Genomic DNA, 26,037 nt, shown 5'->3' with positions numbered 1-26,037 from the left:
GTACGTGAGCACCGGAAGCGCAGGAAGCCGCCGTTCGCAGGCGGGCCTCACCTGAATATCGACGCAGCCTAGGCTGCGGCCGTGTTCTCGCGCAGCAAACGCTCTGCCGCCGCGCGCGCCTCGTCGGTGATCGTGGCGCCGGCCAGCATGCGCGCGATCTCCTCCTGGCGCGCCGGCCGGTCCATCTCGGCGATGCCGGTCGCGACCCTGTCGGTGCCGCCGGATTTGGAGATCAGGAAATGCGTTGCCGCGCGTGCCGCCACTTGCGGCGCGTGGGTGACGGACAGCACCTGCACCCGCTTCGACAGCCTGGCCAACCGCTGGCCGATGGCATCGGCCACGGCGCCGCCGACGCCGGTGTCGATCTCGTCGAAGACCAGCGTCGGCGCCGAGCCGCGATCGGCCAGCGCAACTTTCAGCGCCAGGAGGAAGCGCGACAGCTCGCCGCCGGAGGCGACCTTCATCATCGGGCCGGGCCTGGTGCCCGGATTGGTGCGCACCCAGAACTCGACCTGGTCGATGCCCTCTTCCATCCGGCTTTCGGCATCGCTCGCGATCTCGACGATGAACTCGGCGCGTTCGAGCTTGAGCGCCGGCAATTCGGCCATCACCGCCCTGGTCAGGCCGACGGCGGCGGCATGGCGAAGCGAGGACAGTTGCGCGGCCGAGATGTCGTAGGCCTCGCGCGCCGCGGCCGCCTGCTTCTCCAACGCGTGCAAGCGTTCCTCGCCGGCGTCGAGGTCGGCGAGGTCGGCGGCCATCGTGTCGCGCAACTGCGCCAGATCGTCGACCGCCACGCTGTGCTTGCGCGAGGCGGCGCGCAGCGCGAAAAGCCGCTCTTCCGCTTTCTCCAGCCGTTGCGGATCATATTCGGTGGCGCGCAGTGCCGCTTCGACGCCCGACTGCGCGGCATCGAGCGACAGCATCGCCTCGTCGAGCGACTTCACCACATCGTCGAGCAGGCCCGGCGCCTCTCCTGCCTTGCGCTGCAGGCGCCTGAGCAGGCTGGCCAGCTGCGGCAGCGGCGAGGACGGTCCCGAAAGCACATCCTGCGCGTCATGGATTTCCGAGGCGATCTTTTCCGCCCGCATCATCATGGCGCGCAGTTCGGCAAGCTCGCTCTCCTCGCCCGGCTGCGGATCGAGCTTCGCCAGTTCGGCGACGGAGGCGCGCAGATAGTCGGCTTCGCGCGCCGCGGCCTCGACCTTGGCGCGATGCTTGGCAAGGTCCTGCTCGCAGCCGCGCCAGTAACGCCAGGCTTCGCCCGTCGCGCGCGCGGCGCCGAGATGGCCGCCGAAACTGTCCAGCAATTCGCGGTGCGCGCCCGGATCGACCAGCGCCCGCTCGTCGTGCTGGCCGTGGATCTCGACCAGCGCATGGCCGATATCGCGCATCAGCGTGACGCTGGACGGCTGGTCGTTGACGAAAACGCGCGTGCGGCCGTCGGCCGTCTGCACGCGGCGCAGGATGATGTCGCCGTCATCCTCGATGGCGTTGTCGGCGAGCAGCGCGCGGGCCGGATGGTTGCGCGGCACGTCGAACACGGCGATGACCTGGCCTTGCGTGGCGCCATGGCGCACGAGTGCCGCGTCGCCGCGCGCGCCGAGCGCCAGCGACAGCGCGTCGAGCAGGATGGATTTGCCGGCGCCGGTTTCGCCGGTCAGCACCGAGAGGCCGGGCAAGAAGTCGATGTCCAGCTTCTCGATCAGGACGATATCGCGGATCGACAGCCTGGACAGCATGGCGGATGTCAGGCGCCGGTGATCAGCTTCCCGGCCTTGGAGATCCACGACCCCGCATTTTCGCGCGGCTCAAGCCCGTTGCTCTGCAGGAGCTTGTAGGAATCCTTGTACCACTGGCTGTCGGGATAATTGGTGCCGAGCACCGCGGCGGCGGTCTGCGCTTCCGATGTCAGGCCCATCGCGTAGTAGCTTTCGGTCAGGCGCGCCAGCGCCTCCTCGACATGGCGGGTGTTGGAATAGTTCTCGACCACGGTGCGGAAGCGCTTGACCGCGGCGATATACTCGCGGCGCTCGAGATAGTAGCGGCCGATCTGCATCTCCTTGCCGGCGAGCTGGTCGTTGGCGAAGCGGACCTTCTCCTTGGCGTCGTCGACATATTCGGAGGTCGGCCAGCGCGTCACCAGATCCTGCATCGTCTGCACGGTCAGGCGCGCTTCCTTCTGGTCCTGCGTGACGTCCTTGATCTGGCGGTAGTAGCTCAGCCCGATGATGTACTGGGCATAGGCGGCGTCATCCGTCGACGGGTAAAGCGTCAGGTAGCGCTTGGCCGAGCCGATCGCCTCGTCGTAGTGGCCGGCGCGATAGTCGGCGAAAGCGCCCATCACCATCGATTTACGGGCGAATTCCGAATACGGGTGCTGGCGGTCGACCGCGTCGAACTTCTTGCTCGCCTCGTCCAGCCGGCCGGCATTCAGATTGGCGAGGCCCTGATTGTAGAGGACGTCCGCGGGCTCGGTCTGGTCGACATAGGTCGACAGGTCGACATCCTTCTCGGAGGACATGCAGGCCGACAGGACGAGCGATGGAACAACCACCGAAAGCGCCAGGAAAACGACCCGGTGCGGTGCTTTCGATTGACCAACTCGCTTGAAGAACATGATTGGATTCCGCCCTTTCGGCGTCATTTCAGTCGTCATTTCGCTCTGGGGCAGCAGCCATAAACCATAACCGCCTTGCCCGGCAACGCTATCTCCGGCCAATCGCACATTTTTGTGGCGGTTCGGCACCGACCTGAGAATGGCACGATTTCACCAACCGGTGATGCATCCATGCAACACCGACCGGCCGATACAAAGCCAGAAAATCGTTAAGAATCAAATCATCCAGGGCGCGTAGAGGGGCGCGCTGACGGCAATCATTTCCGCGCTGCGGCCACGCTCGCGGCGCGTCGTTTCGACGATCTCGAAGGCGGACCGGTCGGACAAGAGCCGACGCAAAGCCGCCGCATTCATCCGGTGGCCGCCGCGATAGGAGCGGAAGCAGCCGATGAAGCGGGCGCCGGCGAGCGCCAGGTCGCCCATCGCGTCCAGCGTCTTGTGGCGCGCGAACTCATTGGCGTAGCGAAGGCCGCCGATGTTGATGACGCGGTTGTCGTCACCGATCACCAGCGAGTTCTCCAGCGACGAGCCCAGCGCATAGCCGGCCGCCCACAGCCGCTCGACGTCCTTCATGAAACCGAAGGTGCGGGCGCGCGCGATGTCGCGGCGGAAAATGTCGGGATTGATGTCGGAAGCGAACAGCTGGCGGCCGATTGCCGGGCTTTCGAAATCGATCTCGATCTCGAAGCGCGTGCCGTCATAGGGCCTGAACTCGGCCCAGGAGGCGCCGTTCTCGATGCGGACAGGCTTGACCACCCTGATATAGCGGCGCTTGACCGGCAGCATCTCGATACCCGCCTGGTCGAAGGCCTCGACGAAGGGCACGGCGCTGCCGTCGAGGATCGGAACCTCACGGCCGTCGATCTCGATGACGAGATTGTCGACGCCGAGCCCGAAAACCGCGGCCATGAGATGTTCGACGGTGCCGATGTGCTCGCCGGCCGGATCGCCAAGCATGGTGCAAAGATCGGTCGCGCCGACTTCGGAGACCAACGCGCGGAACTCGCGGCTCTCGCCGCCGTTGGAAAGCTGGAAGACGATGCCGGTATCGGCATCCGCTGGCAGGAAATTGACGGTGACCGGCTTGCCGCTGTGAACGCCGGTGCCGGTCAGCGTCGCGCGCGATTTAAGTGTCGTCTGATAGTCGTGCAAGACAAACCCCATGGCCCATACTGCCTGCGTCCGCTTCATCGGTTCTTGGCGTATTCTGCTGCCGGATGGATCACCCGGTGTGCGCATAGATGCGGCAAAATAAACAAGGCCGTGCGGCTCTTGATATGATCGGCAGGCTGGGCCAACTCCCCGAATCCCGGCAAGCCGATAGTGCTCCGGGCGAAGATAGTGGTCCGGCTGGGAGAGTCCAAATCACGGTTTCTTACCCACTGTAACCGCGATCCGGTGCGAAGCGGCGCTTGCAACACCTTGTTTTTACATCGCTTTATACGTTAACAGGCAGACAATCACTTGTCTGCCTGTTAACAACTGTTACGAACCGTTAACGGTCAATTGGCCTGGCGCCGCAGGAATGCCGGAATCTCCAGCTGGTCGTCTTCCTGCACGGCCCGGCTCTGCGGCGTCAGCCGGCCCTGGTCGTCAAGCTGGCCGCGGCGCGGCGCGTAGAGCTGCGGGTCCTGGCTGGCGAGACGGCGCACTTCCGGTGCCGCCTGGCGCAGTTTCGGCTCGCGCGGCTGCGCCGGCTGCAGCCGCGCAGGCTCTTCCTCGCGGCGGGTCAGCCCGTTGGTCAGGCGCTTCAGCAGTCCCATCGGTCCACCATTCTCATGGTCGGCAGGACGGCTCTTGGCTTCCACCTCGGCCTTCACGACCGGCGGAAAGTCCTCGACGCGCGGCATGCGCTGCGGCGCGGCGGCAACCGGCTGCGGCATTTCCCGCAGCGGCGCGGGCTGCTGCACCACCTGCTGGACGACCGGCTGCGGCTGGGCGGGCGGCGCCTGGAAGATCTTGCTCTGCGGACGGAACTCTTCCGCATGCGCCATCGGCGCCGGGCGGGCCTGCGCCATCGCCGCCGCATTGGCCTCGGCGAGCTGGATCGCCTCGGCGACCGGATCGACGGCGCGCGGCTCATAGACCTGCTGCTGCACGGGCGCCGGACGGCTTTCCGCGACCGGAGTGGCCGGACGGCTGACCGGCTTCTGCGGCGCCGCGCGGATCGAGATCGGCGCCGCGGCGATTTCGGCTGCCGACTTGTCGATGCCGGTGGCGACCACCGAGACGCGGATCACGCCTTCCAGCTCTTCGTCGAAAGTCGCGCCGAGGATGATGTTGGCGTCCTGGTCGACCTCCTCGCGGATGCGGGTCGCGGCTTCGTCGACTTCGAACAGGGTGAGGTCGCGGCCGCCGGTAATCGAGATCAGCAGGCCCTTGGCGCCCTTCATCGAGGTCTCGTCGAGCAGCGGGTTGGCGATGGCGGCTTCCGCCGCGGCCATCGCGCGGCCCTCGCCCGAAGCCTCGCCGGTGCCCATCATCGCCTTGCCCATCTCGCGCATCACCGAGCGGACATCGGCGAAGTCGAGGTTGATCAGGCCTTCCTTGACCATCAGGTCGGTGATGCAGGCGACACCGGAGTAGAGCACCTGGTCGGCCATGGCGAAGGCATCGGCGAAGGTGGTCTTGTCATTGGCCAGCCGGAACAGGTTCTGGTTGGGGATGACGATGAGCGTGTCGACGCATTTCTGCAGTTCCTCGATGCCGAGGTCCGCCGTCTTCATGCGGCGCTGGCCTTCGAAATGGAACGGCTTGGTGACGACGCCGACCGTCAGGATGCCCTTTTCGCGCGCGGCGCGGGCGACGACCGGAGCAGCGCCGGTGCCGGTGCCGCCGCCCATGCCGGCGGTGACGAAGCACATATGGGTGTTGGACAGGTGATCGATGATCTCGTCGATGCATTCCTCAGCAGCCGCGCGGCCGACCTCCGGCTGCGAGCCGGCGCCGAGCCCCTCGGTCACATGCGCGCCAAGCTGGATCAGCCGCTCCGCCTTCGACATGGTCAGCGCCTGCGCGTCGGTGTTCGCCACCACGAACTCGACACCGCGCAAGCCGGCGGTGATCATGTTGTTGACGGCATTGCCGCCGCCGCCGCCGACACCGAACACGGTGATGCGTGGCTTCAGCTCGGTGATGTCCGGCTTTTGCAGATTGATGGTCATTGTCTCCGTCCTTTGCCTTTCCCGCCGCTTCGCCGCTGCGGCCGCCTATGGGGCTGTCCCCGTCAATTTTAGAAACTGTCTCTCAACCACTGACTCATGCGATGCAGTTTTCCGCCCGTCCCGGTCATCCTGAGACCGGAAATTCCTTTCACAGAATGGCTCTCGAAGCTCGCCATCTGCGGATAGATCAAGAGCCCGACCGGGGTCGAGAACGCCGGCCCCTTCGCCGCCTCGGGCAGCCCGGCCACGCCGAGCGGCCGGCCGATGCGCACATTGCGGCCGAGGATGCGGCGTGCCGCTTCCGGCAGGCCGGCAAGCTGGCTGGCGCCGCCGGTGAGCACGACACGCTTGCCGACGGCGTTGCCGTAGCCCGACTTGTTCAACCGGTCGCGCAGCAATTCCAGCGTCTCGTCGATGCGGGCGCGGATGATGCGTGTCATCATCGAGCGCGGTACCTGCACAGGCAGCTCGCCTTCCTCGCCGATCGGCTGGATCGAGACGAGGTCACGGTCGTCCGCGCTGCCCGGCAGCGCCGAACCGTGCATGACCTTCAGGCGCTCCGCGGCGTCGAGCGAGGTCGACAGGCCCTTGGCCATGTCGAGCGTCACATGGTTGCCGCCGATGGCGATGGCGTCGGCGTGAACGAACTTGCCTTCCGAGAACACCGAGATCGTCGTCGTGCCGCCGCCCATGTCGATGCAGGCCGCGCCCATTTCGAGCTCGTCGTCGACCAGTGCCGCGAGCCCGCTGGCGTAGGGCGTCGCCACCATGCGCTCGACCGACAGATGCGAGCGATTGATGCAGAGCTCCAGGTTGCGCAACGGCGCCGCATCGCCCGTCAGCACGTGCATGTCGACGCCAAGCGCATCGCCGACCATGCCACGCGGATCGCGCACGCCGCGCTCGGCGTCGAGCGAGAAACCGACCGGCAGCGAGTGGATCACCTCGCGCTCGGCCTTCAGCGCCTGCTTGGCGCCGGCGGCAAGCACCCGCTTGATGTCGGCCTCGTCGGCCTGATGGCCGCCGAGATTGATGGTGGCCGAGAAGGCCTCGCTCTTCAGCCGCCCGGCGGTCATGTTGACGATCAGCGAATCCACCGTCAGCCCGGCCATGCGCTCGGCGGCGTCGACGGCCAGACGGATGGCGTGTTCGGCGCGGTCGAGATCGACGACCACGCCCGACTTCACGCCTTGCGATTTCTGGTGGCCGATGCCGATCACCTGGATGCGATGCGAGCGCCCGCGCAAGAGCTTGCCGTCGTCGCGCGGCTTCAGCTTCGCCACCACGCAGCAAACCTTGCTCGAACCGACATCGAGCACCGTCAAGGTGCCCGACCGGCGCGAGGAGGCATCGCTGTTGCCGCCAAGCCAGCTCATATTTTCGTCTCCGGCTTGCGCTTCGTCAGGCTCTTCGGCTTTTCGTTGAGCGCCGCTTCGCGCTGCGTCGCCGCCTCCGGCGTCAGCTGCACGACGAGGCGATCGGACAGGCGCATGTCGACGGCGGCGATGTCGCGGCTCAAGAGCCCGTTGTCGTGGTCCATCCTGACCAGATCGGCGATCGCCCGGTCTTCGCCGTCCTCAGGCAGCTTGACCGTGATGCCGTTCTCCAGCCGCAGGTCCCAGCGCCGCTCGCCGATGCGGATATAGCCTTTGACCCGCGCCGCGAGTTCGGGATAGCGCTTCACCTCGGCAAGGAAATCCGGCGCCTTGGCCGGCGCGCCGGTGCCGATGATCAGCGGCAGCAGCGCCTGCTTCCCGCCCGAGAACGGCGCGATGACCTGGCCGTCACGCTCGATGACCGAAAGCGAATCGCCCTGCTGCCAAAGCGCGAAAGGCTCACGCTCCTCGACGCGCACCTCCAGCGTATGCGGATAGACCTTGCGCACCGCCGCGACCTCGACCCAGGGCAGCGTCCTGATCCGCTCGCGCGCGGCCTCGGCATCAAAGCCTATCAGCGAGGTCCAGCCGTCGAGCTCCAGCCGGTCCAGTATGTCGATCTCGGAGGTTTCGTGGTTGCCGACCACCTTGATCTGATCGACCGCGAAACCGGTGCGCGCGGTTATGCCCTGGACGACGCCGTCGACCTGTCCGCCAAGATAGGCGCCATAGGCGCTGCTCGACGCGATCAGCACAGCCGAAAGGATTGCCGCGGAAAAAGGCGGCGCGGTGAATTCACCCCCGCCAAGACGCGTCAGAAGGCGCGCCGGCCGGCGAAGCATGCGCGGCAGCACGAAATGGTCGAACGACAGCGAAAGGCCGAACGGCGCCGGCCCGACACCCGCCCCCTTGCCCTGTCCCCACCTCAACGCAGACACGAAGCGTCCTCCACCATCCAACTCAACAGTTCGCCGAACGAATGCCCCGCATGAGCGGCGATTTCAGGCACCAGAGACGTCGGCGTCATGCCCGGCTGGGTGTTGATCTCGAGCCAGACAACCTCGCCGTTCTCGGAGTGACGGTCGTCGTAACGGAAGTCCGACCGGGAGACGCCCCGGCAACCGATAGCTTGGTGAGCCTTAAGCGCCAGTGTCTGTATTTTTTGGTAAATATTCGGTGAAATTTTAGCAGGGGTTTCGTGTTTTGATCCGCCCGCCACGTATTTCGAATCGTAATCGTAGAAGGAATGGCCGGTCGGGATGATCTCGCAGACTCCGAGCGCGACGTCGCCCATCACGGCGCAGGTCAGCTCGCGCCCATGGATGTAGCGCTCGACCATGACGGTGTCGCCATATTTCCACTCGGACGAGCCGATGACCTGCGGCGGATGCGACTGCCCTTCATGGACGATGACGACGCCGAAGCTCGATCCTTCGTTGACCGGCTTCACCACGTAGGGCGGCTTCATCGGATGCTTGTTCTGGATGGCGAAGCGGTTGGCCACCTTCGATTCCGCCACTAGGATGCCGGCTGCCTTGGCGACTTTCTTGGCCTGCTCCTTGTTCATGGCCAGCGCCGAGGCAAGCACGCCGGAATGCGTGTAGGGGATTTCGAGATATTCGAGGACACCCTGAATGGTGCCGTCCTCACCGAACGGACCGTGCAGCGCATTGAAGGCAACATCAGGCTTGAGCGCGGCAAGCACGGAGCCGACATCGCGCGCAACGTCGACCCGGGTGACGCGATAGCCTTCATTCTCGAGCGCATCCGCACATGCCTTCCCCGAGGACAGGGACACGGGCCGCTCCGACGAAAAACCACCGAGCAAGACGGCCACATGCTTGTTCTTCATCTCCCGTCATCCCCTCTCACGGCGGGCCGCGACTGACATTTCCACACCAGCATTCCCGCACAGTGAGTCCGAGTCTTCCGGCAGGTTGCCCCCCAGACGGAAAACGCGACCGACGCGTCGAACGACTCAAATCAGGAAACGCTTGAGGCCAGAGAATCAGAGAGTTGATTCACTGGCAAGTCCTTAAGATTCCGAGAGATTCACTTTCCGTAAAAACGGCCGCGAAAAGTGTGCCATAGAGTCTTTGCGGCAACGGTTCGGAGGCCATTGCGGAAGCCGAAGTTAAAGTATTACTTGAGCTTCGACACACGGCGGAGATCCGCTGCGATCCAGCTTCGGCCGGCTCGCCTGAATGCCGGCGAGGCTTAGACTAGAGCAGTTGTCCCAGGAATTCCTGCACGGCGTGGCCCGGCCGGAAATCGCCGAGGCGCTTGATTTCCCAATGCAGCCGGACGCCCGAATTCTCGAGCACCCGCGCGCGCACGGTCTCGCCGAGATATTCGAGGTCGTAGCCGGTCGCGGTGCCGGTGTTGATCATGAAATTGCAATGCATCGGCGACATTTGCGCGCCGCCGATCATCAAGCCACGGCAGCCAGCCTTGTCGATCTCCTTCCAGGCCGAGGTGCCCTCCGGATTCTTGAAGGTCGAGCCGCCGGTCTTCTCGCGGATCGGCTGCACCGTCTCGCGATGGCTCTGCACCGCATCCATCGCCGCCTTGATCGTCGCCTCGTCTTCCGGATGCCCCTCGAACAGCGCCGAGGTGAAGATCAGCCCCGAAGGCGCCGCCGAATGCCGATAGGCATAGCCCATGTCGGCATTGCTGAGCGTGTGAAGATTGCCCTTGCGGTCGAGCGCCCGCACCTCGACGACGCGTTCGCGCGTCTCGACGCCATTGGCGCCGGCGTTCATCCTCAGCGCACCGCCGACGGCGCCGGGAATGCCGTGGTAGAAATGGAAGCCGCCGATCCCCGCCTCGTAGGCGACGGCCGCGAGGCGCTTGTCGGGCGTTGCGGCGCCGGCCCTGATCGTGGTCGGCGAAACGACTTCCGCCTCGCCGAAGCCTTTGGCCGAGAGCCGGATGACGAAACCGGGAATGCCGCCGTCGCGCACCAGGAGGTTCGAGCCGACGCCGACGATGGTCAGCGGGATTTCCTCCGGCACGGCGCGCAGGAAGGCGGCGAGGTCCTCCTCGTCGGCCGGCTGGAACAGCGCGTCCGCCAGGCCGCCGGCGCGGAACCAGGTGATCTTGTCCATCTCGGCGTTGGGCGTGACGCGCCCGCGCAGGCCGGCCAGCCGGTCGCCAAGCTTGTCGATCAGGGGCTGGCCGCGCATCATGAGACGCTTCCACCGAGTTCCTTGGGCAGCGCATAGGCCCACTGCGTGATGTTGCCAGCGCCGAGGAAGACGACGAAGTCGCCGGGCTTTGCGAGGTCACGTATGGCCGGCGCGATCGCCGCCGGGCCTTCGACATAGCGCGCATCGCGATGGCCGCCGGCGCGGATGCGCGACACCAGCGCGTCCGACGTCACCCCTTCGATCGGCTCCTCGCCTGCCGCATAGACCGGCGCCACCATCACCGTGTCGGCGTCGTTGAAGCAGACGGAGAACTCATTGAACAGGTCGTGCAGGCGGGTGTAGCGGTGCGGTTGCGCAATGGCGATGACGCGGCCCTTGGTGGCGCTGCGCGCCGCCTTCAGCACTGCCGTGATCTCGACCGGATGGTGGCCGTAGTCGTCGAAGATGTCGACGCCATTCCAGGTGCCGGTATGGGTGAAGCGCCGCTTGACGCCGGCGAACGACGACAGGCCCTTCTTGATCGCCTCGGCGGACAGGCCGAGTTCATGCGCGACCGCGATCGCCGCCGTCGCGTTGGAGACATTGTGGCGGCCGGGCATCGGCAGGCGCAGATCGGCGATCGTCGTCTGGCCACGCCCCTTGCGGTCGCGGATCACCACGTCGAACTCGGAGGTCGCGCCCGCCATGCGATGATTGGTGAAGCGCACGTCGGCCTGCGCGTTCTCGCCATAGGTGATGACGCGCCGGTCCTCGATGCGGCCGACCAGCGCTTGCACCTCCGGATGGTCGGTGCACATCACGCCGAAGCCGTAGAACGGCACATTCTCGACGAACTGGCGAAACGCCTCGCGGACATTGTCGAAACTGCCGTAGTGGTCGAGGTGCTCGGGATCGATGTTGGTGACGACGGCGATATCGGCCGGCAGCTTCAGGAAGGTGCCGTCGCTCTCGTCGGCCTCGACCACCATCCATTCGCCGTCGCCCATGCGGGCATTGGTGCCATAGGCGTTGATGATGCCGCCATTGATGACCGTCGGGTCGAGCCCGCCGGCCTCGAGCAGCGTCGCCACCATCGACGTCGTGGTGGTCTTGCCATGCGTGCCGCCGATCGCCACCGCCTGGCGGAAGCGCATCAGTTCGGCCAGCATCTCGGCGCGGCGCACGACCGGCAGCAGCTTCTCGCGCGCGGCCTTGAGCTCGGGGTTGGATTTCTTGATCGCGGTCGAGACGACAACCACCTCGGCATCGCCAAGGTTTTCCGCCTTGTGGCCGACGAAACATTCGATGCCCTTGTCGCGTAGCCGCTGCACATTGGCGCCGTCGGCCTGGTCGGAACCCTGCACCTTGTAGCCCAGATTGTGCAGCACCTCGGCAATGCCGCTCATGCCGATGCCGCCAATGCCGATGAAATGCACAAGGCCGATGGTCTGCGGCATCTTCATGCTTGCGTCCCCTTCCTGAAGTCCGAAACGGTTTTTTTGGACGCAATAGCCTCTGTCAGATCGGCGAGCAACCGCGCCGCGTTCGGTTTTCCGGCCGACCGGGCGGCCGCGGCCATGGCCGACAGCCTGTCGGGATCGCCCATCAGCCCGCCGACGAGCGCCGCGATGCGCTCGGCGGACAGCGTGGATTGCGCATGCACCTCGGCCCCACCGGCGGCGGCCAGCGCCGCGGCATTCGCCGCCTGGTCGTGGTCGAGCGCGTGCGGATAGGGCACCAGCAGCGCCGGCCGGCCGATGACAGCGATTTCCGACACGGTCGAGGCGCCGGAGCGCGACATCACCAGATGTGCCGCCGCGATCCGCGCCGCCATGTCGGTGAAGAAGGGCGACACCTGCGCGTCGACGCCCAGCGCGGCGTAGGCCGCCTTGACTCGCGCCACGTCCTCGGCCCGCGCCTGCTGGGTGATCGCCAGCCGCTTGCGCTGAGCCTCCGGCAAGAGTCCGACAGCCGTCGGCACCGCGTCGGAAAAGAACTGCGCGCCCTGGCTGCCGCCGAACACCAGGAAGCGGAACGGCTCCTCGCCGGTCGCAGCCACGTAAGGCGTCTTCGCCGCCTCCAGGATCTGCGGCCTGACCGGATTGCCGGTGGTCACCGTCTTGGCGCCGGCAGCACTTTCGTCCTCCGGCAGGAAGCCGCCGGCGATGGCGTCGACGCGCCCGGCCAGCGCCCTGTTGGCGCGGCCCATCACCGCGTTCTGCTCATGGATCAATGACGGCACCTTGCGCCGTGTCGCTGCGTAAAGCGGCGGCAATGTCGGATAGCCGCCAAAGCCGACGACGGCTTCCGGCTTGATCCTGGTGATGACGGCGGAGGCCTGCCGCACGCCGCGCCAGATCGCCCACAAGGCCGACAGCACCGCCAGCGGGTTCTTCGAGCCGAGGGTCGCCGATTGGATCGGATGGATGTTGACGGCCGGGAACTGGCCGGAATAGCGCTCGGCGCGATGATCGGTGGCCAGATGCACCTTCCAGCCGCGCTCGTTGAGCTCATGCGCCAGCGCTTCGGCCGGGAAGAGATGTCCGCCCGTGCCGCCCGCCGCCAGAAGAATCACACCCCGCGACATTTCACTCCGCCGGCACGGCGCGCTGCGGGAAGGAAAAACCCATCTGCTTGCGCTTCTCGGGCCGTCTGCGCGTCAAGGCCAGCACCATGCCCATCGAGATGGCGATGGCGATCTGCGAGGAGCCGCCATAGGAGATGAACGGCAGCGTCATGCCCTTGGCCGGCATCAGCTGCAGGTTGACGCACATGTTGATGGCCGACTGCAGGCCGAAGACCGTGACCAGACCGCCAACGGCATAGCGCGTGAAGTCGTCATGCTCCTTGAGCGCGGTGTTGAGGCCGCGCAGCACGATGAAGGCGAAGATCGACATGATGAAGAAGCACATCACCAGCCCGAACTCCTCGCCGGCGACCGAAAAGACGAAGTCGGCGTGGCTGTCGGGAATGACCCGCTTGACCGTGCCTTCGCCCGGACCGACGCCGAACCAATGGCCGTTGATCAGCGCCTCGCGCCCCATGTCGACCTGGAAGGTGTCGCCCTCGCCGGTCAGGAACTTGTCGATGCGGGCAGCGACGTGCGGAAACACGGTGTAGGCGGCGAACAGGCCGCTGACGCCGGTGACGCCGAGCGCGATGATCCACAGCCACGGCAGGCCCGCCATGAAGAACATGACCCCCCAGGTGCCGGTCACCAGCATGGTCTGGCCGAGGTCGGGCTGGGCGACCAGCAGCGAGACGACCAGCACCAGGAGCAGCAGGGCAAACAGATTGCCGGGAATGTCGGGCTGGCGCTTGTGCTCGGCGAACAGCCAGGCGCAGACGATGACGAAGGCCGGCTTCAGGAATTCCGACGGCTGGATGGAGAGGCCGGCGAGCGAGACCCAGCGCCGCGCGCCTTTGACCTCGACGCCGACATAGAGCACCGCCACCATCAGCACCAGCATGATGCACAGGATCACCAGCGCCATGCGCCGGATCTGCCGCGATTCCAGGAACGAGACCGCGAGCATCACGCCGAGCGCAGGCACGGTGAAAATGATCTGCCTGGTGGCGAAGTGGAAGCTGTCGAGGCCGATGCGTTCGGCCACCGCCGGGCTCGCCGCGAAGGAGAGCACGATGCCCAGACCCATCAGCGACAGGAACGCCGCCAGGAACCAGCGATCGATCGTCCACCACCAGGTGGCTACCGGACTTTTGTCGAGACGGCTTTGCATTAACGTGGCCCTCCGATGGGTTTCACGCCATCTATAGCGCTCGCAGCTTGCCTGAAGGCTTCGCCGCGCACTTCGAAATTCTTGAACTGGTCGAAACTGGCGCAGGCGGGCGACAGCAGCACCACCGCCTCGCCGCCATCGTCAAGGGCGGCATCGTGGGCGGCATGCTCGACCGCCGCCGCCAGCGTGCCGGAGATCTCGTAGGGCACCGCCTCGCCCAGCGTCGCCGAGAAGGCGGGCGCCGCCTCGCCGATCAGATAGGCCTTGGCGATGCGCGGGAAGAAGCCGCGCAGCGGCTCGATGCCGCCCTCCTTGGGCAGGCCGCCGGCTATCCAGTAGATACGGCTGAAACTCGACAGGGCTGGAGCCGCCGCATCGGCATTGGTCGCCTTGGAATCGTTGATGAACAGCACATGGTCCTTGCGGCCGACCTGCTCCATGCGATGCGCCAGCCCCGGAAAGCTTTCCAACCCCGCCTGGATCTCGCCGAGGTCCAGCCCGACCTTGAGGCAGGCGGCGACCGCGGCCAGCGCGTTCTGCGCATTGTGCTGGCCGCGCAGCGAGCCGATGCCTTCCAGAAAGGCGACGCGGCTGTAGCGGCCATGCACGGCTTCCATAAGGTTGCTGCCATCGGCGAAATAGCCGTCGGTCAGCGGCAGCCGCTTGGAAATGCGGATGACCTCCCTGCCCGCCCGCTCCAGCCGGTCGGCGATCTGCGCGCACCAGGAGTCGTCGACGCCGACGATTGCCGTCTCGCTGCCGGCCACCAGCCGCTCCTTGATCGAGGCGTAGTGCGCCATGGTGCCGTGACGGTCGAGGTGATCGGGCGTCAGGTTGAGCAGGATGCCGGCCGTCGGATTGATCGAGGGCGCGAGGTCGATCTGATAGGAGGAGCATTCGACGACATAGTGCCGCCCCTCTGCCGGCGGATCGAGCGTCATGATGGCGCGACCGATATTGCCGCCCATCTGCGTGTCGCGACCTGCCGATTTCAGGATGTGGGCGGTCAGCGCCGTGGTCGTCGATTTGCCGTTGGTGCCGGTAATCGCGACGAAAGGCGCCGCCGGCGCCCGCAGGACGCGCTCGCGGCAGAACAGCTCGATGTCGCCGATGACCTCGACGCCGGCGCCGCGCGCCAGCTCCACTGTCCAGTGTGGCTTCGGATGCGTCAGCGGCACGCCGGGCGACAGCACGAAGGCGGAGAAGCGCGACCAGTCGGCGCCGCGCAGGTCGCCGGTCGCGATCCCGGCGGCCGAGGCCTTGGCGACGCTGTCCGGATTGTCGTCCCAGGCAAGGATGTCGGCCCCGCCGGCGATCAGCGCGTGCGCGGTGGCGATCCCCGAACCGCCGAGCCCGAAGAGCGAAACGCGCTTGCCTGAAAAGGATGAGGCGGGGATCAAGCGGCGGCCTATCGGAGCTTGAGGGTGGAGAGGCCGACCAGCGCCAGGATCACCGCGATGATCCAGAAGCGGATCACCACCTGGCTTTCGGTCCAGCCGAGTTTTTCGAAGTGATGGTGGATCGGCGCCATCAGGAACACCCGCTTGCCGGTCATCTTGAAGTAGCCGACCTGGATGATGACCGAGAGGATCTCGACCACGAACAGGCCGCCGACGATGACCAGCACGATCTCGTGCTTGGTGGCGACCGCGACCGTGCCAATCAGGCCGCCCATCGCCAGTGAGCCGGTGTCGCCCATGAAGATGGCGGCCGGCGGCGCGTTGAACCACAGGAAGCCGAGGCCGGCGCCGATCACCGCGCCAAGCACCACCGCCAGTTCGCCGGTGCCGGGAACGAAATGGATCTGCAGATATTCGGCGAACACCGCGTTGCCGGAGAGATAGGCGATGACCCCGAAGGAGGCCGCCGCGATCATGATCGGCACGATCGCCAGCCCGTCGAGGCCGTCGGTCAGGTTGACCGCGTTGCCGGCGCCGACGATGACGAAGCAGGAGAACGGCACGAAGAACCAGCCGAGGTTGATGATAAATTCCTTGGCGAAGGGAAAGGTGAGCGACGAGGAGAACGGCGCCTGGCCGTTGTGCATGATCACCCAGGCAGCGATTCCGGCGATGACGAATTCGATCGCCAGCCGCGCCTTGCCGGAAAAGCCGAGATGCGACTGCTTGGTGACCTTCAGATAGTCGTCATAGAAGCCGATCGAGCCGAAGCCGATGGTCACCAGAAGCACCACCCAGACATAGATCGAGGAGAGGTTCGCCCACAAAAGCGACGATCCGATGATGCCCGACAGGATCATCAGCCCGCCCATGGTCGGCGTGCCGGCCTTCTTGAAATGCGTCTGCGGACCGTCGGCGCGGATCGGCTGGCCCTTGCCCTGCCGGAGCCGCAGCGAATTGATGATGGTCGGTCCGAAGATGAAGACGATCAGCGCCGAGGTGATCAGCGCCCCGCCGGTGCGGAAGGTGATGTAGCGGAAGACGTTGAAGACAGAAATCTTGTCCGCAAAATCGACGAGCAATGTGAACATGAAATTCTGTCCCCCGGACCCGACCCCTAGGTCTGTTCAATGGTTGTGGCTTGCGCCGGAAATTTGCCGAGCAACGCTTCGACCAGCTTTGAAAACCCGATGCCTTTCGACGACTTGACCATCACCACGTCGCCAGGCCGCAGCGCCGACAGCAACAGCGGCTTCAGTTCCTCGGCGCCGGCGCGGTATTCGGCCTTCACGTCGCTCGGCAGTATGTCGGCGAGCGCCCGCATTTCGGGACCGCCGAGAAAGACGGTTTGCGTGCCGGTGCCGATGATCAGCTCGGCAAGCGCGGCATGCAGCTTCGCCGAATGGCTGCCGAGCTCGAGCATGTCGCCGAGCACGGCGATGCGCCTGCCCTCGCCCGATACCGGCGTCGCGTTGAGCAGCGCCATGGCGGCGGCCATCGACGCCGGATTGGCGTTGTAGCTCTCGTCGATCAGCGTGATCGGTCCTTTCGGATGGCGCAATATATGGCGCTTGCCGCGACCGCGCTCGGCCGACAGATCGGCCAGCGCCGCGGCCGCCTTGTCGAGATCGGCCCCGACCAGCTGCGCGGCGCCCAGCACGGCCAGCACATTCTGCGCCATATGGCGGCCGGGCGCGCCGACGCGGGCGACGATCTCCCGCCCGCCGATCTTGGCGGCAATGACGGAATGGTCGGCATTGAGCTCGCATTTGACCAGCCGAAAGGTCGAGCGGGCATTCTCGCCGAAGCCAAAGACATGCTCGACCCCTGCCGCCTTCGCCATCTTGTCGAGCAGTTTCCAGCGGGAATCGTCGCGGTTGAGCAGGGCCGCGCCATCCGGCTCCAGCCCCTCGAAGATCTCGGCCTTGGCCTCGGCGATCTCGTCGAGGTTGCGGAAGAACCCGAGATGCGCGGCGGCGATCAGCGTGACGATCGCGACATGCGGGCGGACCATGTTGACCAGCGGCCGGATTTCGCCCGGATGGTTCATGCCGATCTCGAACACGGCGTAGTCACAATCCTCGGGCATCCGCGCCAAGGTCAGCGGCACACCCCAGTGGTTGTTGAAGGATTGCGCCGAGGCATGCACCTTGCCGACCGCCGACAGCACATGACGCAGCGCTTCCTTGGTGGTGGTCTTGCCGGCCGAGCCGGTCACGGCGATGACCCTGGCCTTGGAGCGGGCGCGCGCGGCGACGCCCAGTCTTTCCAGCGCCACCAGCACGTCCTCAACGACGATCATCGGCGCCGTCAGCCGTCCGAGCGACGGCAGCTTGCCTTCGGCGACCACCAGCACGCCGGCGCCTGCCTTGACGGCGGCGGTCGCGAAATCATGGCCGTCCATCGTCTCGCCCTTGATGGCGAAGAAGGCGTCCCCCGACTCAAGGCTGCGGCTGTCGATCGAAATGCCCGATATGCCTTGCGGCATGACACCGATCGGCCGTCCGCCCATTGCATCGACCAGCGCATCGGAGGTCCAGAGCAGGCTCATGCGGCGCTCTCCCTGAGCGCCGCGCGAACTTCCTCGTGATCCGAGAAATGCAGTGTCTCGGTGCCGATGGTCTGGCCTTCCTCATGCCCCTTGCCGGCCACGATCAACGTGTCGCCGGCGTGGAGCATGGCCACCGCCTCGTGAATCGCCTTGCGCCGGTCGCCGATCTCGATGGCGCCGGGCGCGGCGGCAAGGATCGCGGCGCGGATCGTTTCGGGCACTTCCGAGCGCGGATTGTCATCGGTGACGATGACGACGTCGGCGAGCCGCGTGGCGATCTCGCCCATGATCGGCCGCTTGCCGCGATCGCGGTCGCCGCCGCAGCCGAACACGACGATGACCCGGCCGGTGGTGAACGGCCTCACCGAGGCCAGCACGTTTTCCAGCGCATCCGGTTTGTGGGCATAGTCGACATAGACCGGTGCGCCGTTCGCAGTCGTGCCGACGAGGTCGAGCCGACCCGGCGCGCCCTTCAATTTCTCCAATGCCATCAGGGCTTTGGCGACAAGCGTTCCAGTGGAAATGGCAAGTCCCGCCGAAACCAGCGCGTTGGCGATCTGGAAGTCGCCGGCCAGCGGCAGGTCGATTTCGTGGAGCACGCTGTCGACCTCGACCTCGGCCCGCTGCCGGTGGCGTTCGTGCTCGACCCGCTTCAGTCTGAGGAAATCGCCATGGCGGCCGACGGTCAGCACGTCGAGCCCTGCGGCCTTTGCCGCACGGACCGTCGGTTCCGACCATGGATCGTCGGCGAAAATGACGGCCGGCGCGCCTTTGGGCAGCAGCGTGTCGAACAGGCGCAATTTGGCGCGGTGATAGTCCTCGACCGTCGGATGGTAGTCCATATGGTCGCGGCCGAGATTGGTGAAACCGCCGGCGGCAAGCCTGACACCGTCGAGCCGGCGCTGGTCGAGGCCGTGGCTGGAAGCCTCCATCGACGCATGGGTGACGCCGGCATCGGCCAATTCCTTGAGCAGGAGGTGCAGCGCCACCGGATCCGGCGTCGTCAGCGAACCATACTCATTGCGCCCTGGCGCCACGACGCCGGTGGTGCCGATCGAGGCGGCGGCGAGGCCGGCCTGCTCCCAGATCTGCCGGGTGAAGGCGGCGACCGAGGTCTTGCCGCTGGTGCCGGTCACCGCCACCATCGTTTGAGGTTGCTTGCCGTAGAAGCGGGCGGCGCTCAGCGCCAATGCCAACCGCGGGTCGTCGACGGAAAAGACCGGAACGGATAGGCCGGAAATGGCGCTTCCCTTGCCCGCCACGATGGCCAGAGCACCGCGCTTTGCGGCATCAGCGGCGTAGGCAGCGCCGTCGGCCTTGCTGCCGGCGAGCGCGAAAAAGACGACGCCGGTCTTGGCCGTGCGGGAATCCGAGGAAATCCCGGTGACCTCCAGGTCGGGGGAAGCTGTTCCCTCGACAGGCAGGATACCGGCTAGTTCTTTCAGCTGCATCGGGTCCCGTTCATAGCAACAAAATAGCGCGCAGTTGCCGGCGCGCCCCAAGAATCACTGATAGGAAACCAGCGTTGCACCATTTTCATGGCTGAAATCTGGCTTCACGCCAAGCATGGCAGCCGAACGGCGGATAATGTTTCCCGCCATGACGCCCGCATTCGAGGCCGCGGTCGCTCCCATGCCGGGCTTTTCCGGCTTCGGCTCGTCAGCGATCGTCAGCACGATGTATTGCGGATCGTCCATCGGGAAGGCGGCCACGAAGGCGTTGAAATTCTTCTCCTTGGAGTAGCGGCCGTTGACGACCTTCTCTGCCGTGCCGGTCTTGCCGCCGACGCGGTAGCCCGGCACCCTGGCGCTCTTGCCCGAGCCCTTCTCGGCATTCAGCGCATAGAGATAGCGCATGCCTTCGACGGTCTTTTCACTGACCACCTTCTTGGCAACTTCCATCGCCTGCTGCGCCGTGCGCGGCAGGAAAGTTGGTTCGATCAGGAAGCCGCCATTCATCAGCGCGGCGCAGCCCACCGCCGTCTGCAGCGGCGTCGTCGACACGCCGTGACCGAAAGCGATGGTGATCGAATTGACCTGCTTCCACACTTTGGGCTCGGTCGGCCGCGCCACTTCCGGCAGTTCCGTCTGCATCTTCTCGAGCACGCCCAGGCGATGCAGGAATTCGCGGTGTCCCTCGATGCCGACCGCCTCGGCCTCCTTGGCCGAGCCGATGTTGGAGGAATAGATGAACACCTCCGGCACCGACAGCACGCGGCCCTTGCTGTGGAAGTCGTGGATCGTCTGGCGGCCGATCCTGATCGGGCGCGTAGCGTCGAACCGGCTTTCCAGCGTCACCTTGCCGGAATCCAGCGCCATGGCGGTGGTGAAGCTCTTGAACGTCGAGCCCATTTCATAGAGGCCGGCCGACATGCGGTTCAACCGGTCCTTGTCCTGGGCATTGTAGGGATTGTTGGGATCGAAATCCGGCACCGAGGCCATCGCCATCACTTCGCCGGTCTTGACGTTGAGGACGACGGCGCCCGCCGCAATCGCATGGAACCGCTCCATGCCGTTGGCCACCTCGTCGCGCACGACGTTCTGGACGCGCAGGTCGATCGACAGTTGCACCGGCTTCAGGTCCCTGGCCACGGCCAGGCCCGACGCCTGCAGGTCGGTCAGACCCTGGTCGTCGATATATTTCTCCATGCCGGAGATGCCCTGATTGTCGATGTTGGTGAGACCGACGATGTAGGACGAGGTTTCGCCGCTCGGGTAGAAGCGGCGCTTCTCGGTGCGGAAACCGAAGCCGGGGATGCCGAGCTGCATGATGTCGGACTGCTGCTTCGGCGTCAGCTGCCGCTGCAGCCAGACGAAGCCGGCTCCGCTCTTCAGCTTGTGGTAGGTCTGCTCATAGTCGATCTCGGGCAGCACGGTCGACAGCTTCTCGATCGCCTCATCCGCGTCGACGATGCGGCGTGGTTCGGCAAACAGCGAGGCCGTCTTGATGTCGGTCGCCAGCACCTCGCCGTTGCGGTCGACGATGTCAGGCCGCGAGGCCGTGACACGGTTCTGCGGCCCGCCCGACATGTCGGGGCTCTGGAAGCCGAGATAGACCAACCTGCCGGCGATGGCCGAATAGATGCCGAAGAACACCGCCATCGTCATCACGATGCGGGTCCTGGCCCTGCCGCCGGTCGCCTTGCGGGCGCCCTCGACGACGATCGAGCCGTCGTCGCCCTGCTTCTTGCGGCGCTTCAGCAGACTTCCGAGCGTCGAGAATTTGGCGATCATTGCACGATGCCTCCGGTCACGACCGGGTCCTTGGCCCCCTTGGGCCCATTGTCGGAATTGTCGGCCATGCCGCCCAGCCGCTGCGACGAGAGGTCCTCGATGGTGACCGGCTTTGCCGGCAGATCGTCGAGATTGACGATCTGGCGCGCATTGACCGGCTCCAGCCCGAGCTGCGACTTGTAGATTTCGGCGAGCTTCTGCAGGCGCGAAGGCTGCGTGAGCAGGCTCCAGTCGGCCTTGAGCAGGTCGATCGTGTCCTCCTCGTAGCGGATCTGCGCCTCGATCTTCTGCACCGAAGCCAATTGCTCCTCGGCCTCGCGCTTGGTCTTGTAGGTCAACGCCGCCGCCGAAACCATGACGGCGATCAGGACTATGTCGCTGGTACGAAACACGTGCTTACCTCTCCCCCGGCCGCTCGACGGCGGGAAGCTTTGGAAGGCCGAAAATCGAAAAATCGCCAGCGCGCGCCGGCGCCTCGCTGCGGATAGCCGCGCGCAGCCTGGCCGAACGCGCCCTGGGATTGGCGGCGATCTCGGCCTCGCCAGGCGTCACACCGCCTCCCGACTTCCTGAACGTCGCCGGACGCGCCTGCGCCTCTGGCATATGGCGCGAGCCACTCGCGGCCTCCGCCCGATCGGCGATGAAACGCTTGACGATGCGGTCCTCCAGGGAATGGAAGGTCACCACGGCGAGCCGGCCGCCCGGCTTCAGCGCGCGCTCGGCCGCGAACAGCGCCTTGGCCAGTTCGCCTAGCTCGTCATTGACGAAGATGCGCAACGCCTGGAAGACGCGGGTCGCCGGATGGATCTTGTCCTTCGGCGCGCGGCCGATATGCGTCTCGATCGCGTCGGCCAGATCGAGCGTGCGCTCGAATGGCCGCTTCTCGCGCCGGCTCTCGATCATGCGGGCGATGCGGCCGGCATGGCGCTCCTCGCCGAGGAAGCCGAAGATGCGGGCAAGGTCGCCCGCCTTGAAGCTGTTGACGACATCGGCGGCGCTGAGGCCCGCCTGCGCCATGCGCATGTCGAGCGGTCCGTCGGCGCGAAACGAGAAGCCGCGCTCGGCCTGGTCGAGCTGCATGGAGGAGACGCCGATGTCGAGCACCACGCCGTCGGCGCTTTCGACATGCTCATCGAGCATCGAAAACGGCGCCTGGACAAGAGTCAGGCTGCCGCCTGATTGCTGTTCCAGCGAGCGCCCAGCGGCGATGGCATCGGGATCGCGGTCGATGGCCACGACCGAGGCACCGCTTGCCAGGATGGCCCTGGTATAGCCGCCGGCGCCGAAGGTGCCGTCGACGATCAGATCGCCGGCCTTGGGCGACAGCGCCTCCAGCACTTCGGCAAGAAGGACCGGAATGTGGCGGGCCGGTCCGCCGACGGCGTTGATATCCTCGCCGTGGCCAGCCATCATTCCGGTCGCTCCCCAGGCTTCGTCCCCTGCCGAAGCTGCAACAGCCGGGCGCGCGCCTGCGCCCCATAGGCGGCAAGCCGTCCCGGCTCCCAGATCTGGAAGAAATTGCCGCGGCCGACAAACGCCGCTTCCGCCGAAATGCCGGTGTGCTCGCGAATGAAATCGGTCATCGTGATGCGCCCGTCCTGATCGAGCTTCAGGAACGTACCATCGCCATGGCAGAAGAACGACATGTCGTCCGCCGCCTGCAGGAAGGGATCCTCCTGCGCGATGCGCTGCTCGTAGCGGTCGAGCAGGTCGAGACCGCCGACATCCATCGCCGGAAGATCCAGGCAGCGCAGCGCATAGAACTCCGAATAGCCCCGCTTCTGAACGACGGCGCGGAAATGCGCCGGAACGGAGACCCGTCCCTTCGCATCGATCCTGCTCACCGTGTTCGACAGAAACCGGTCCATCACGCGCCACAGCCGCTTCCGCCGCCGCACCCCTTTCCATCATCCCGTCCGCGCCGCCGCAGCGCGTCCCTTGCCGAAATTCCGCTTCGTTCAACGAGGCGAAAGCTCGCAAACGCGCAGGCCCAGCGGCTGCCCGATTGGCGTACGCTTCACCCTGACACGGAACGAAGGCTTTGGTATCGGAATGGGATATCATGGGGCACTATGGGCGTCAACGGGAACGAGCTTCACAAACGCGCTCGCCACAACCAGAAAGAGCAGCCTGACGGCACGTCTTATCTTTATCGTCTATTAAGCCTAACGAAGCGTTTAGAGGGCTGTGGCCCAAGGGACGCGGCTTGCTGCGGGCCGCGCCCACGCATAGCGTCGCGCCAATGCTCCGCTGCCTTTGGCAGCCAACAGGAGGTGAATGGTCGATGTCCGAAACGGCGAAGTCACGTGCCGCCGCCCTTGCCCACTTGCGCAGCCGCGATTTCGCCAAGGGCGATCCGATCCCCTTGCCGCTGACCATGGCCTCGATCTTCCACACACCTGGCGAAGAAGCGGGCTTCGACCAGTATGGCCGCTACGACAATCCGACCTGGCGCGCCGTCGAACACGCGCTCGGTCATCTGGAAGACGCGCATTGCCTCGCCTTCCCGTCGGGGATGGGGGCGATCTCGTCGGTGTTCTTCGCGCTGCTGAAATCGGGCGATCGCGTCCTTCTGCCTGCCGACGGCTATCACGCCACGCGCGCGCTGGCGGAACGCTTCCTGAAGCCGTTCGGCGTCGCCTGCGACACCAGGCCGACCCCAACCTTCCTCGACGGCGGGTTCGACGGCTACCGGTTGGTCTTCGCCGAAAGCCCGTCGAACCCGCGGCTCGACATTTGCGACATCGCCGCCGTCGCCAACGCTGTCCACGCGCAAGGCGCCCTCCTCGTCGTCGACAACACGACGATGACGCCCTACGGCCAGCGCCCGCTCGACCTCGGCGCCGATATCGTCGTCTCCGCCGACACCAAGGCGGTGAACGGCCACTCCGACGTGCTGTTCGGCCACGTCGCGAGCCGCAATCCGGACATCGTCGCCAAGGTGAGGGACTGGCGCGAGATGGCCGGCGGCATTCCCGGACCGTTCGAAGCATGGCTCGTGCATCGCGGGCTCGAAACGCTGGAGGTGCGCTTCGACCGCATGTGCTCTTCAGCGGAAACGATCGCGAAGCGACTCAAAAATCACCATGCGGTGGGCGCCCTGCGCTTTCCAGGCCTGGACGGCGATCCCTCGCACAATCTGGCGCGGGCGCAGATGGAGCGCTTCGGCTTCCTCATCTCCTTTGAACTCGCTTCGGAGCAGAAGGCCGAGGAGTTCATCGACAACTGCGCGCTGATGCAGTCGGCAACCTCTTTCGGCGGCGTTCACACCTCGGCCGAACGGCGCTCCAAAAGAGGCGACGCCGTGCCGTCCGGCTTCGTGCGCCTGTCCATTGGCTGCGAGCCGGTGGAAGAGCTTTGGCAAGCGATCGAGGCATCGCTCGACAGACTTGATGGTTGAATCAGGGCGTGCGCCGGCAGGCGCAACCCACTGATCTCAAGGGATTTCACTGCGAAAGAAATTGCCAGCTGGCCTGTAAGCCGGGTTCTGTATGGCCCCCGCGCCTTGCGGCACGGGAACGTGGCGGCCATTCATCTTGGGCGCATGTTGCCATGCGCCTCACGCAACCTACCCGGGCGGTGGGCCGGAAACAGCCCTCGAGGTTTCCCTCGCACCGCCCCTATTCGGTCTTGCTCCCGGTGGGGTTTACCTTGCCGCTCCTGTTGCCAGTCGCGCGGTGGGCTCTTACCCCACCCTTTCACCCTTGCCCCGGATCCGGCAGAGCCGAACGCCGTGGCGGTTTGCTTTCTGTGGCACTTTCCCTGGGGTCGCCCCCGCCGGCCATTAACCGGCACCGTGTCTCCATGGAGCCCGGACTTTCCTCACCCGCAGCCTTTCGGCTTCGCGGGTGCGGCCGCCCGGCCAGCTGGCACGGCGTATAAAGGGGTTCGCGCCTGAAAACGCAAACGAAAAAGCAGACTTATGCCAGCTTCGTCAGACCGGAGAGCCGAGCGCGGCCATCTGCACCTTGACCTTGCTGCAGTAAGCGGCCGACACCGGGTTCATCCGCGTCGCGGCGTGGCCGGCATTGTATTTCAGGATCGTGCCGCACGTGGTGCCGCCACCGAGGCCTCGCGCCATGGCAAGGTATTTCATGCCGTACTTGATGTTGGTGTCGGGATTGAACAGGCCCTTGACCGAGCCGCTGTAACCCATCATCCGCGCCGTTGCCGGCTTGATCTGCATCAGGCCGATCTCGCCGGCGCTGCCGACGATGTTGGGCCGGTAATTGCTCTCGATCTTGATGACCGCCTTGGCCAGCGACACCGGCACGCCTTCCGCCGCCGCATAGCGGGCGATGATCGCCGAGTACTGGCCGCCGTCGGCGCTCGCCGCCGCCGCGGTGGACTCTGCTGCGGTGCTCGGGCGGATCGACGCCGTGGTGGTCAGGTCGATCGTCTTCCTGTTTCGCTGCACACGCCGCTTGGCCGTCGCTTTCCTGGCTTTCACCGGGGCGACCTTCTGCACCTTCGCGGTGGTCGTCTTTTTTGCTTTCGGGGCCTCTGCGGCTTTCGGCGCGGTTTTGCTGGCTGCGGCGACAAAGCCGTTGTCGGCCCGCAGGCTCTGGGGTGCGGCATTCGCGGCGCCGATGGCAAAAGTCATTACACCGGCAGCAACGGCTGCCGTCAAGACGGTCAAATTTTGCATGTGGTCCTGTTCTGTTAGAACCGCGCGAAGAACTTCACGCGGCGACACCAAATCAATATCGGAACATCTCGGGAGGTTAGACGTCCGATAAATTGCACAGATCGCCTTTGACGACCGATTTGGCGGCAAACAAGGCGGCGCAAGTCACTTTAAGTGACAGATTGTAATTTAGCGATG

Annotated in this window: 21 protein-coding genes and 1 other RNA gene; 1 reads left to right on the top strand and 21 read right to left on the bottom strand. The window is 65.6% G+C overall.

The window, feature by feature from the left end:
- Positions 1-68 precede the first annotated feature (68 nt).
- The 19 genes from recN to mraZ form a co-directional block, all read right to left on the bottom strand.
- Entirely contained in the window at positions 69-1,742 is a 1,674-nt protein-coding gene (gene recN, locus EN857_RS12545; protein WP_127393962.1) for a DNA repair protein RecN, read from the bottom strand.
- Between the two features lie 8 nt (positions 1,743-1,750).
- Complete coding sequence (locus EN857_RS12540; protein ID WP_127286449.1) at positions 1,751-2,620, bottom strand: outer membrane protein assembly factor BamD; 870 nt, start codon at positions 2,618-2,620, stop codon at positions 1,751-1,753.
- Between the two features lie 216 nt (positions 2,621-2,836).
- Positions 2,837-3,784, bottom strand: coding sequence for a UDP-3-O-acyl-N-acetylglucosamine deacetylase (gene lpxC, locus EN857_RS12535; RefSeq protein ID WP_128346179.1), 948 nt, complete (start codon positions 3,782-3,784; stop codon positions 2,837-2,839).
- A gap of 338 nt (positions 3,785-4,122) precedes the next feature.
- Positions 4,123-5,784, bottom strand: coding sequence for a cell division protein FtsZ (gene ftsZ / locus EN857_RS12530; protein WP_135858695.1), 1,662 nt, complete (start codon positions 5,782-5,784; stop codon positions 4,123-4,125).
- A gap of 68 nt (positions 5,785-5,852) precedes the next feature.
- Complete coding sequence (gene ftsA, locus EN857_RS12525; protein WP_127312041.1) at positions 5,853-7,160, bottom strand: cell division protein FtsA; 1,308 nt, start codon at positions 7,158-7,160, stop codon at positions 5,853-5,855.
- Positions 7,157-8,098, bottom strand: coding sequence for a cell division protein FtsQ/DivIB (locus EN857_RS12520; protein WP_135858692.1), 942 nt, complete (start codon positions 8,096-8,098; stop codon positions 7,157-7,159). Before EN857_RS12520 ends, ftsA begins: the two co-directional genes overlap by 4 nt.
- Positions 8,086-9,012 (bottom strand): D-alanine--D-alanine ligase, encoded by a 927-nt coding sequence (locus EN857_RS12515; RefSeq protein WP_127287350.1) that lies wholly within the window; start codon positions 9,010-9,012, stop codon positions 8,086-8,088. Before EN857_RS12515 ends, EN857_RS12520 begins: the two co-directional genes overlap by 13 nt.
- A 370-nt stretch (positions 9,013-9,382) precedes the next feature.
- Positions 9,383-10,348, bottom strand: a complete 966-nt coding sequence (murB, locus tag EN857_RS12510) for a UDP-N-acetylmuramate dehydrogenase (RefSeq protein ID WP_135858690.1) — start codon at positions 10,346-10,348, stop codon at positions 9,383-9,385.
- Positions 10,345-11,751 (bottom strand): UDP-N-acetylmuramate--L-alanine ligase, encoded by a 1,407-nt coding sequence (gene murC / locus EN857_RS12505; RefSeq protein WP_127286009.1) that lies wholly within the window; start codon positions 11,749-11,751, stop codon positions 10,345-10,347. The genes murB and murC overlap by 4 nt, the downstream gene beginning before the upstream one ends.
- Positions 11,748-12,875: an undecaprenyldiphospho-muramoylpentapeptide beta-N-acetylglucosaminyltransferase gene (murG, locus tag EN857_RS12500; RefSeq protein WP_127392446.1), complete on the bottom strand. Its 1,128-nt coding sequence runs from the start codon at positions 12,873-12,875 to the stop codon at positions 11,748-11,750. The genes murC and murG overlap by 4 nt, the downstream gene beginning before the upstream one ends.
- A gap of 1 nt (position 12,876) precedes the next feature.
- A complete protein-coding gene (ftsW, locus tag EN857_RS12495) occupies positions 12,877-14,028 on the bottom strand; it encodes a putative lipid II flippase FtsW (RefSeq protein ID WP_127392447.1) in 1,152 nt (383 codons plus the stop codon).
- The gene (murD, locus tag EN857_RS12490) at positions 14,028-15,428 is read right to left on the bottom strand and encodes a UDP-N-acetylmuramoyl-L-alanine--D-glutamate ligase (protein WP_127309912.1); all 1,401 of its coding nucleotides are present in this window, start codon (positions 15,426-15,428) and stop codon (positions 14,028-14,030) included. The genes ftsW and murD overlap by 1 nt, the downstream gene beginning before the upstream one ends.
- 8 nt (positions 15,429-15,436) lie before the next feature.
- The gene (gene mraY, locus EN857_RS12485; RefSeq protein ID WP_127286005.1) at positions 15,437-16,519 is read right to left on the bottom strand and encodes a phospho-N-acetylmuramoyl-pentapeptide-transferase; all 1,083 of its coding nucleotides are present in this window, start codon (positions 16,517-16,519) and stop codon (positions 15,437-15,439) included.
- 26 nt (positions 16,520-16,545) lie between these two features.
- Positions 16,546-17,979: a UDP-N-acetylmuramoylalanyl-D-glutamyl-2,6-diaminopimelate--D-alanyl-D-alanine ligase gene (locus EN857_RS12480; protein ID WP_127309913.1), complete on the bottom strand. Its 1,434-nt coding sequence runs from the start codon at positions 17,977-17,979 to the stop codon at positions 16,546-16,548.
- Positions 17,976-19,430: a UDP-N-acetylmuramoyl-L-alanyl-D-glutamate--2,6-diaminopimelate ligase gene (locus EN857_RS12475; protein WP_127309914.1), complete on the bottom strand. Its 1,455-nt coding sequence runs from the start codon at positions 19,428-19,430 to the stop codon at positions 17,976-17,978. The genes EN857_RS12480 and EN857_RS12475 overlap by 4 nt, the downstream gene beginning before the upstream one ends.
- A gap of 54 nt (positions 19,431-19,484) precedes the next feature.
- On the bottom strand, positions 19,485-21,212 hold the full coding sequence (locus tag EN857_RS12470) for a penicillin-binding protein 2 (protein WP_127309915.1): 1,728 nt from the start codon (positions 21,210-21,212) through the stop codon (positions 19,485-19,487).
- Positions 21,209-21,604: a hypothetical protein gene (locus tag EN857_RS12465; protein ID WP_127286716.1), complete on the bottom strand. Its 396-nt coding sequence runs from the start codon at positions 21,602-21,604 to the stop codon at positions 21,209-21,211. Before EN857_RS12465 ends, EN857_RS12470 begins: the two co-directional genes overlap by 4 nt.
- 4 nt (positions 21,605-21,608) lie before the next feature.
- Positions 21,609-22,625: a 16S rRNA (cytosine(1402)-N(4))-methyltransferase RsmH gene (gene rsmH, locus EN857_RS12460; protein WP_128346608.1), complete on the bottom strand. Its 1,017-nt coding sequence runs from the start codon at positions 22,623-22,625 to the stop codon at positions 21,609-21,611.
- Positions 22,622-23,080 carry a division/cell wall cluster transcriptional repressor MraZ gene (gene mraZ, locus EN857_RS12455; RefSeq protein WP_127286719.1) on the bottom strand — a complete coding sequence of 153 codons (459 nt, stop codon included), beginning with the start codon at positions 23,078-23,080 and terminating at the stop codon, positions 22,622-22,624. The genes rsmH and mraZ overlap by 4 nt, the downstream gene beginning before the upstream one ends.
- 416 nt (positions 23,081-23,496) lie before the next feature.
- On the opposite strand from mraZ, the gene EN857_RS12450 reads away from it, so the two are divergent.
- Positions 23,497-24,612: a cystathionine gamma-lyase gene (locus tag EN857_RS12450; RefSeq protein ID WP_127393468.1), complete on the top strand. Its 1,116-nt coding sequence runs from the start codon at positions 23,497-23,499 to the stop codon at positions 24,610-24,612.
- A gap of 60 nt (positions 24,613-24,672) precedes the next feature.
- On the opposite strand, the gene rnpB is transcribed toward EN857_RS12450, so the two are convergent.
- Positions 24,673-25,082: RNase P RNA component class A (gene rnpB / locus EN857_RS12445), an RNA gene on the bottom strand.
- A 64-nt stretch (positions 25,083-25,146) separates the two neighbouring features.
- The gene (locus EN857_RS12440) at positions 25,147-25,860 is read right to left on the bottom strand and encodes a transglycosylase SLT domain-containing protein (protein WP_127311416.1); all 714 of its coding nucleotides are present in this window, start codon (positions 25,858-25,860) and stop codon (positions 25,147-25,149) included.
- Positions 25,861-26,037 lie beyond the last annotated feature (177 nt).

The organism is Mesorhizobium sp. M4B.F.Ca.ET.214.01.1.1, assembly GCF_004791545.1.
Taxonomy (GTDB): domain Bacteria; phylum Pseudomonadota; class Alphaproteobacteria; order Rhizobiales; family Rhizobiaceae; genus Mesorhizobium; species Mesorhizobium abyssinicae.
Note: the sequence above shows the minus strand (reverse complement) of the source record. Positions and strands in the feature narration are given on the sequence as shown.

What these genes read in the sequence shown, in the direction of transcription:
- mraZ (WP_127286719.1), bottom strand. Translation starts at nt 23,080, where the DNA reads ATGGACCGGTTTCTGTCGAACACGGTGAGCAGGATCGATGCGAAGGGA.
- EN857_RS12540 (WP_127286449.1), bottom strand. Translation starts at nt 2,620, where the DNA reads ATGTTCTTCAAGCGAGTTGGTCAATCGAAAGCACCGCACCGGGTCGTT.
- ftsW (WP_127392447.1), bottom strand. Translation starts at nt 14,028, where the DNA reads ATGCAAAGCCGTCTCGACAAAAGTCCGGTAGCCACCTGGTGGTGGACG.
- EN857_RS12470 (WP_127309915.1), bottom strand. Translation starts at nt 21,212, where the DNA reads ATGATCGCCAAATTCTCGACGCTCGGAAGTCTGCTGAAGCGCCGCAAG.
- murB (WP_135858690.1), bottom strand. Translation starts at nt 10,348, where the DNA reads ATGATGCGCGGCCAGCCCCTGATCGACAAGCTTGGCGACCGGCTGGCC.
- EN857_RS12515 (WP_127287350.1), bottom strand. Translation starts at nt 9,012, where the DNA reads ATGAAGAACAAGCATGTGGCCGTCTTGCTCGGTGGTTTTTCGTCGGAG.
- ftsA (WP_127312041.1), bottom strand. Translation starts at nt 7,160, where the DNA reads ATGAGCTGGCTTGGCGGCAACAGCGATGCCTCCTCGCGCCGGTCGGGC.
- EN857_RS12440 (WP_127311416.1), bottom strand. Translation starts at nt 25,860, where the DNA reads ATGCAAAATTTGACCGTCTTGACGGCAGCCGTTGCTGCCGGTGTAATG.
- lpxC (WP_128346179.1), bottom strand. Translation starts at nt 3,784, where the DNA reads ATGGGGTTTGTCTTGCACGACTATCAGACGACACTTAAATCGCGCGCG.
- ftsZ (WP_135858695.1), bottom strand. Translation starts at nt 5,784, where the DNA reads ATGACCATCAATCTGCAAAAGCCGGACATCACCGAGCTGAAGCCACGC.
- EN857_RS12450 (WP_127393468.1), top strand. Translation starts at nt 23,497, where the DNA reads ATGTCCGAAACGGCGAAGTCACGTGCCGCCGCCCTTGCCCACTTGCGC.
- murC (WP_127286009.1), bottom strand. Translation starts at nt 11,751, where the DNA reads ATGAAGATGCCGCAGACCATCGGCCTTGTGCATTTCATCGGCATTGGC.
- mraY (WP_127286005.1), bottom strand. Translation starts at nt 16,519, where the DNA reads ATGTTCACATTGCTCGTCGATTTTGCGGACAAGATTTCTGTCTTCAAC.
- EN857_RS12480 (WP_127309913.1), bottom strand. Translation starts at nt 17,979, where the DNA reads ATGAGCCTGCTCTGGACCTCCGATGCGCTGGTCGATGCAATGGGCGGA.
- EN857_RS12475 (WP_127309914.1), bottom strand. Translation starts at nt 19,430, where the DNA reads ATGCAGCTGAAAGAACTAGCCGGTATCCTGCCTGTCGAGGGAACAGCT.
- murG (WP_127392446.1), bottom strand. Translation starts at nt 12,875, where the DNA reads ATGTCGCGGGGTGTGATTCTTCTGGCGGCGGGCGGCACGGGCGGACAT.
- rsmH (WP_128346608.1), bottom strand. Translation starts at nt 22,625, where the DNA reads ATGATGGCTGGCCACGGCGAGGATATCAACGCCGTCGGCGGACCGGCC.
- recN (WP_127393962.1), bottom strand. Translation starts at nt 1,742, where the DNA reads ATGCTGTCCAGGCTGTCGATCCGCGATATCGTCCTGATCGAGAAGCTG.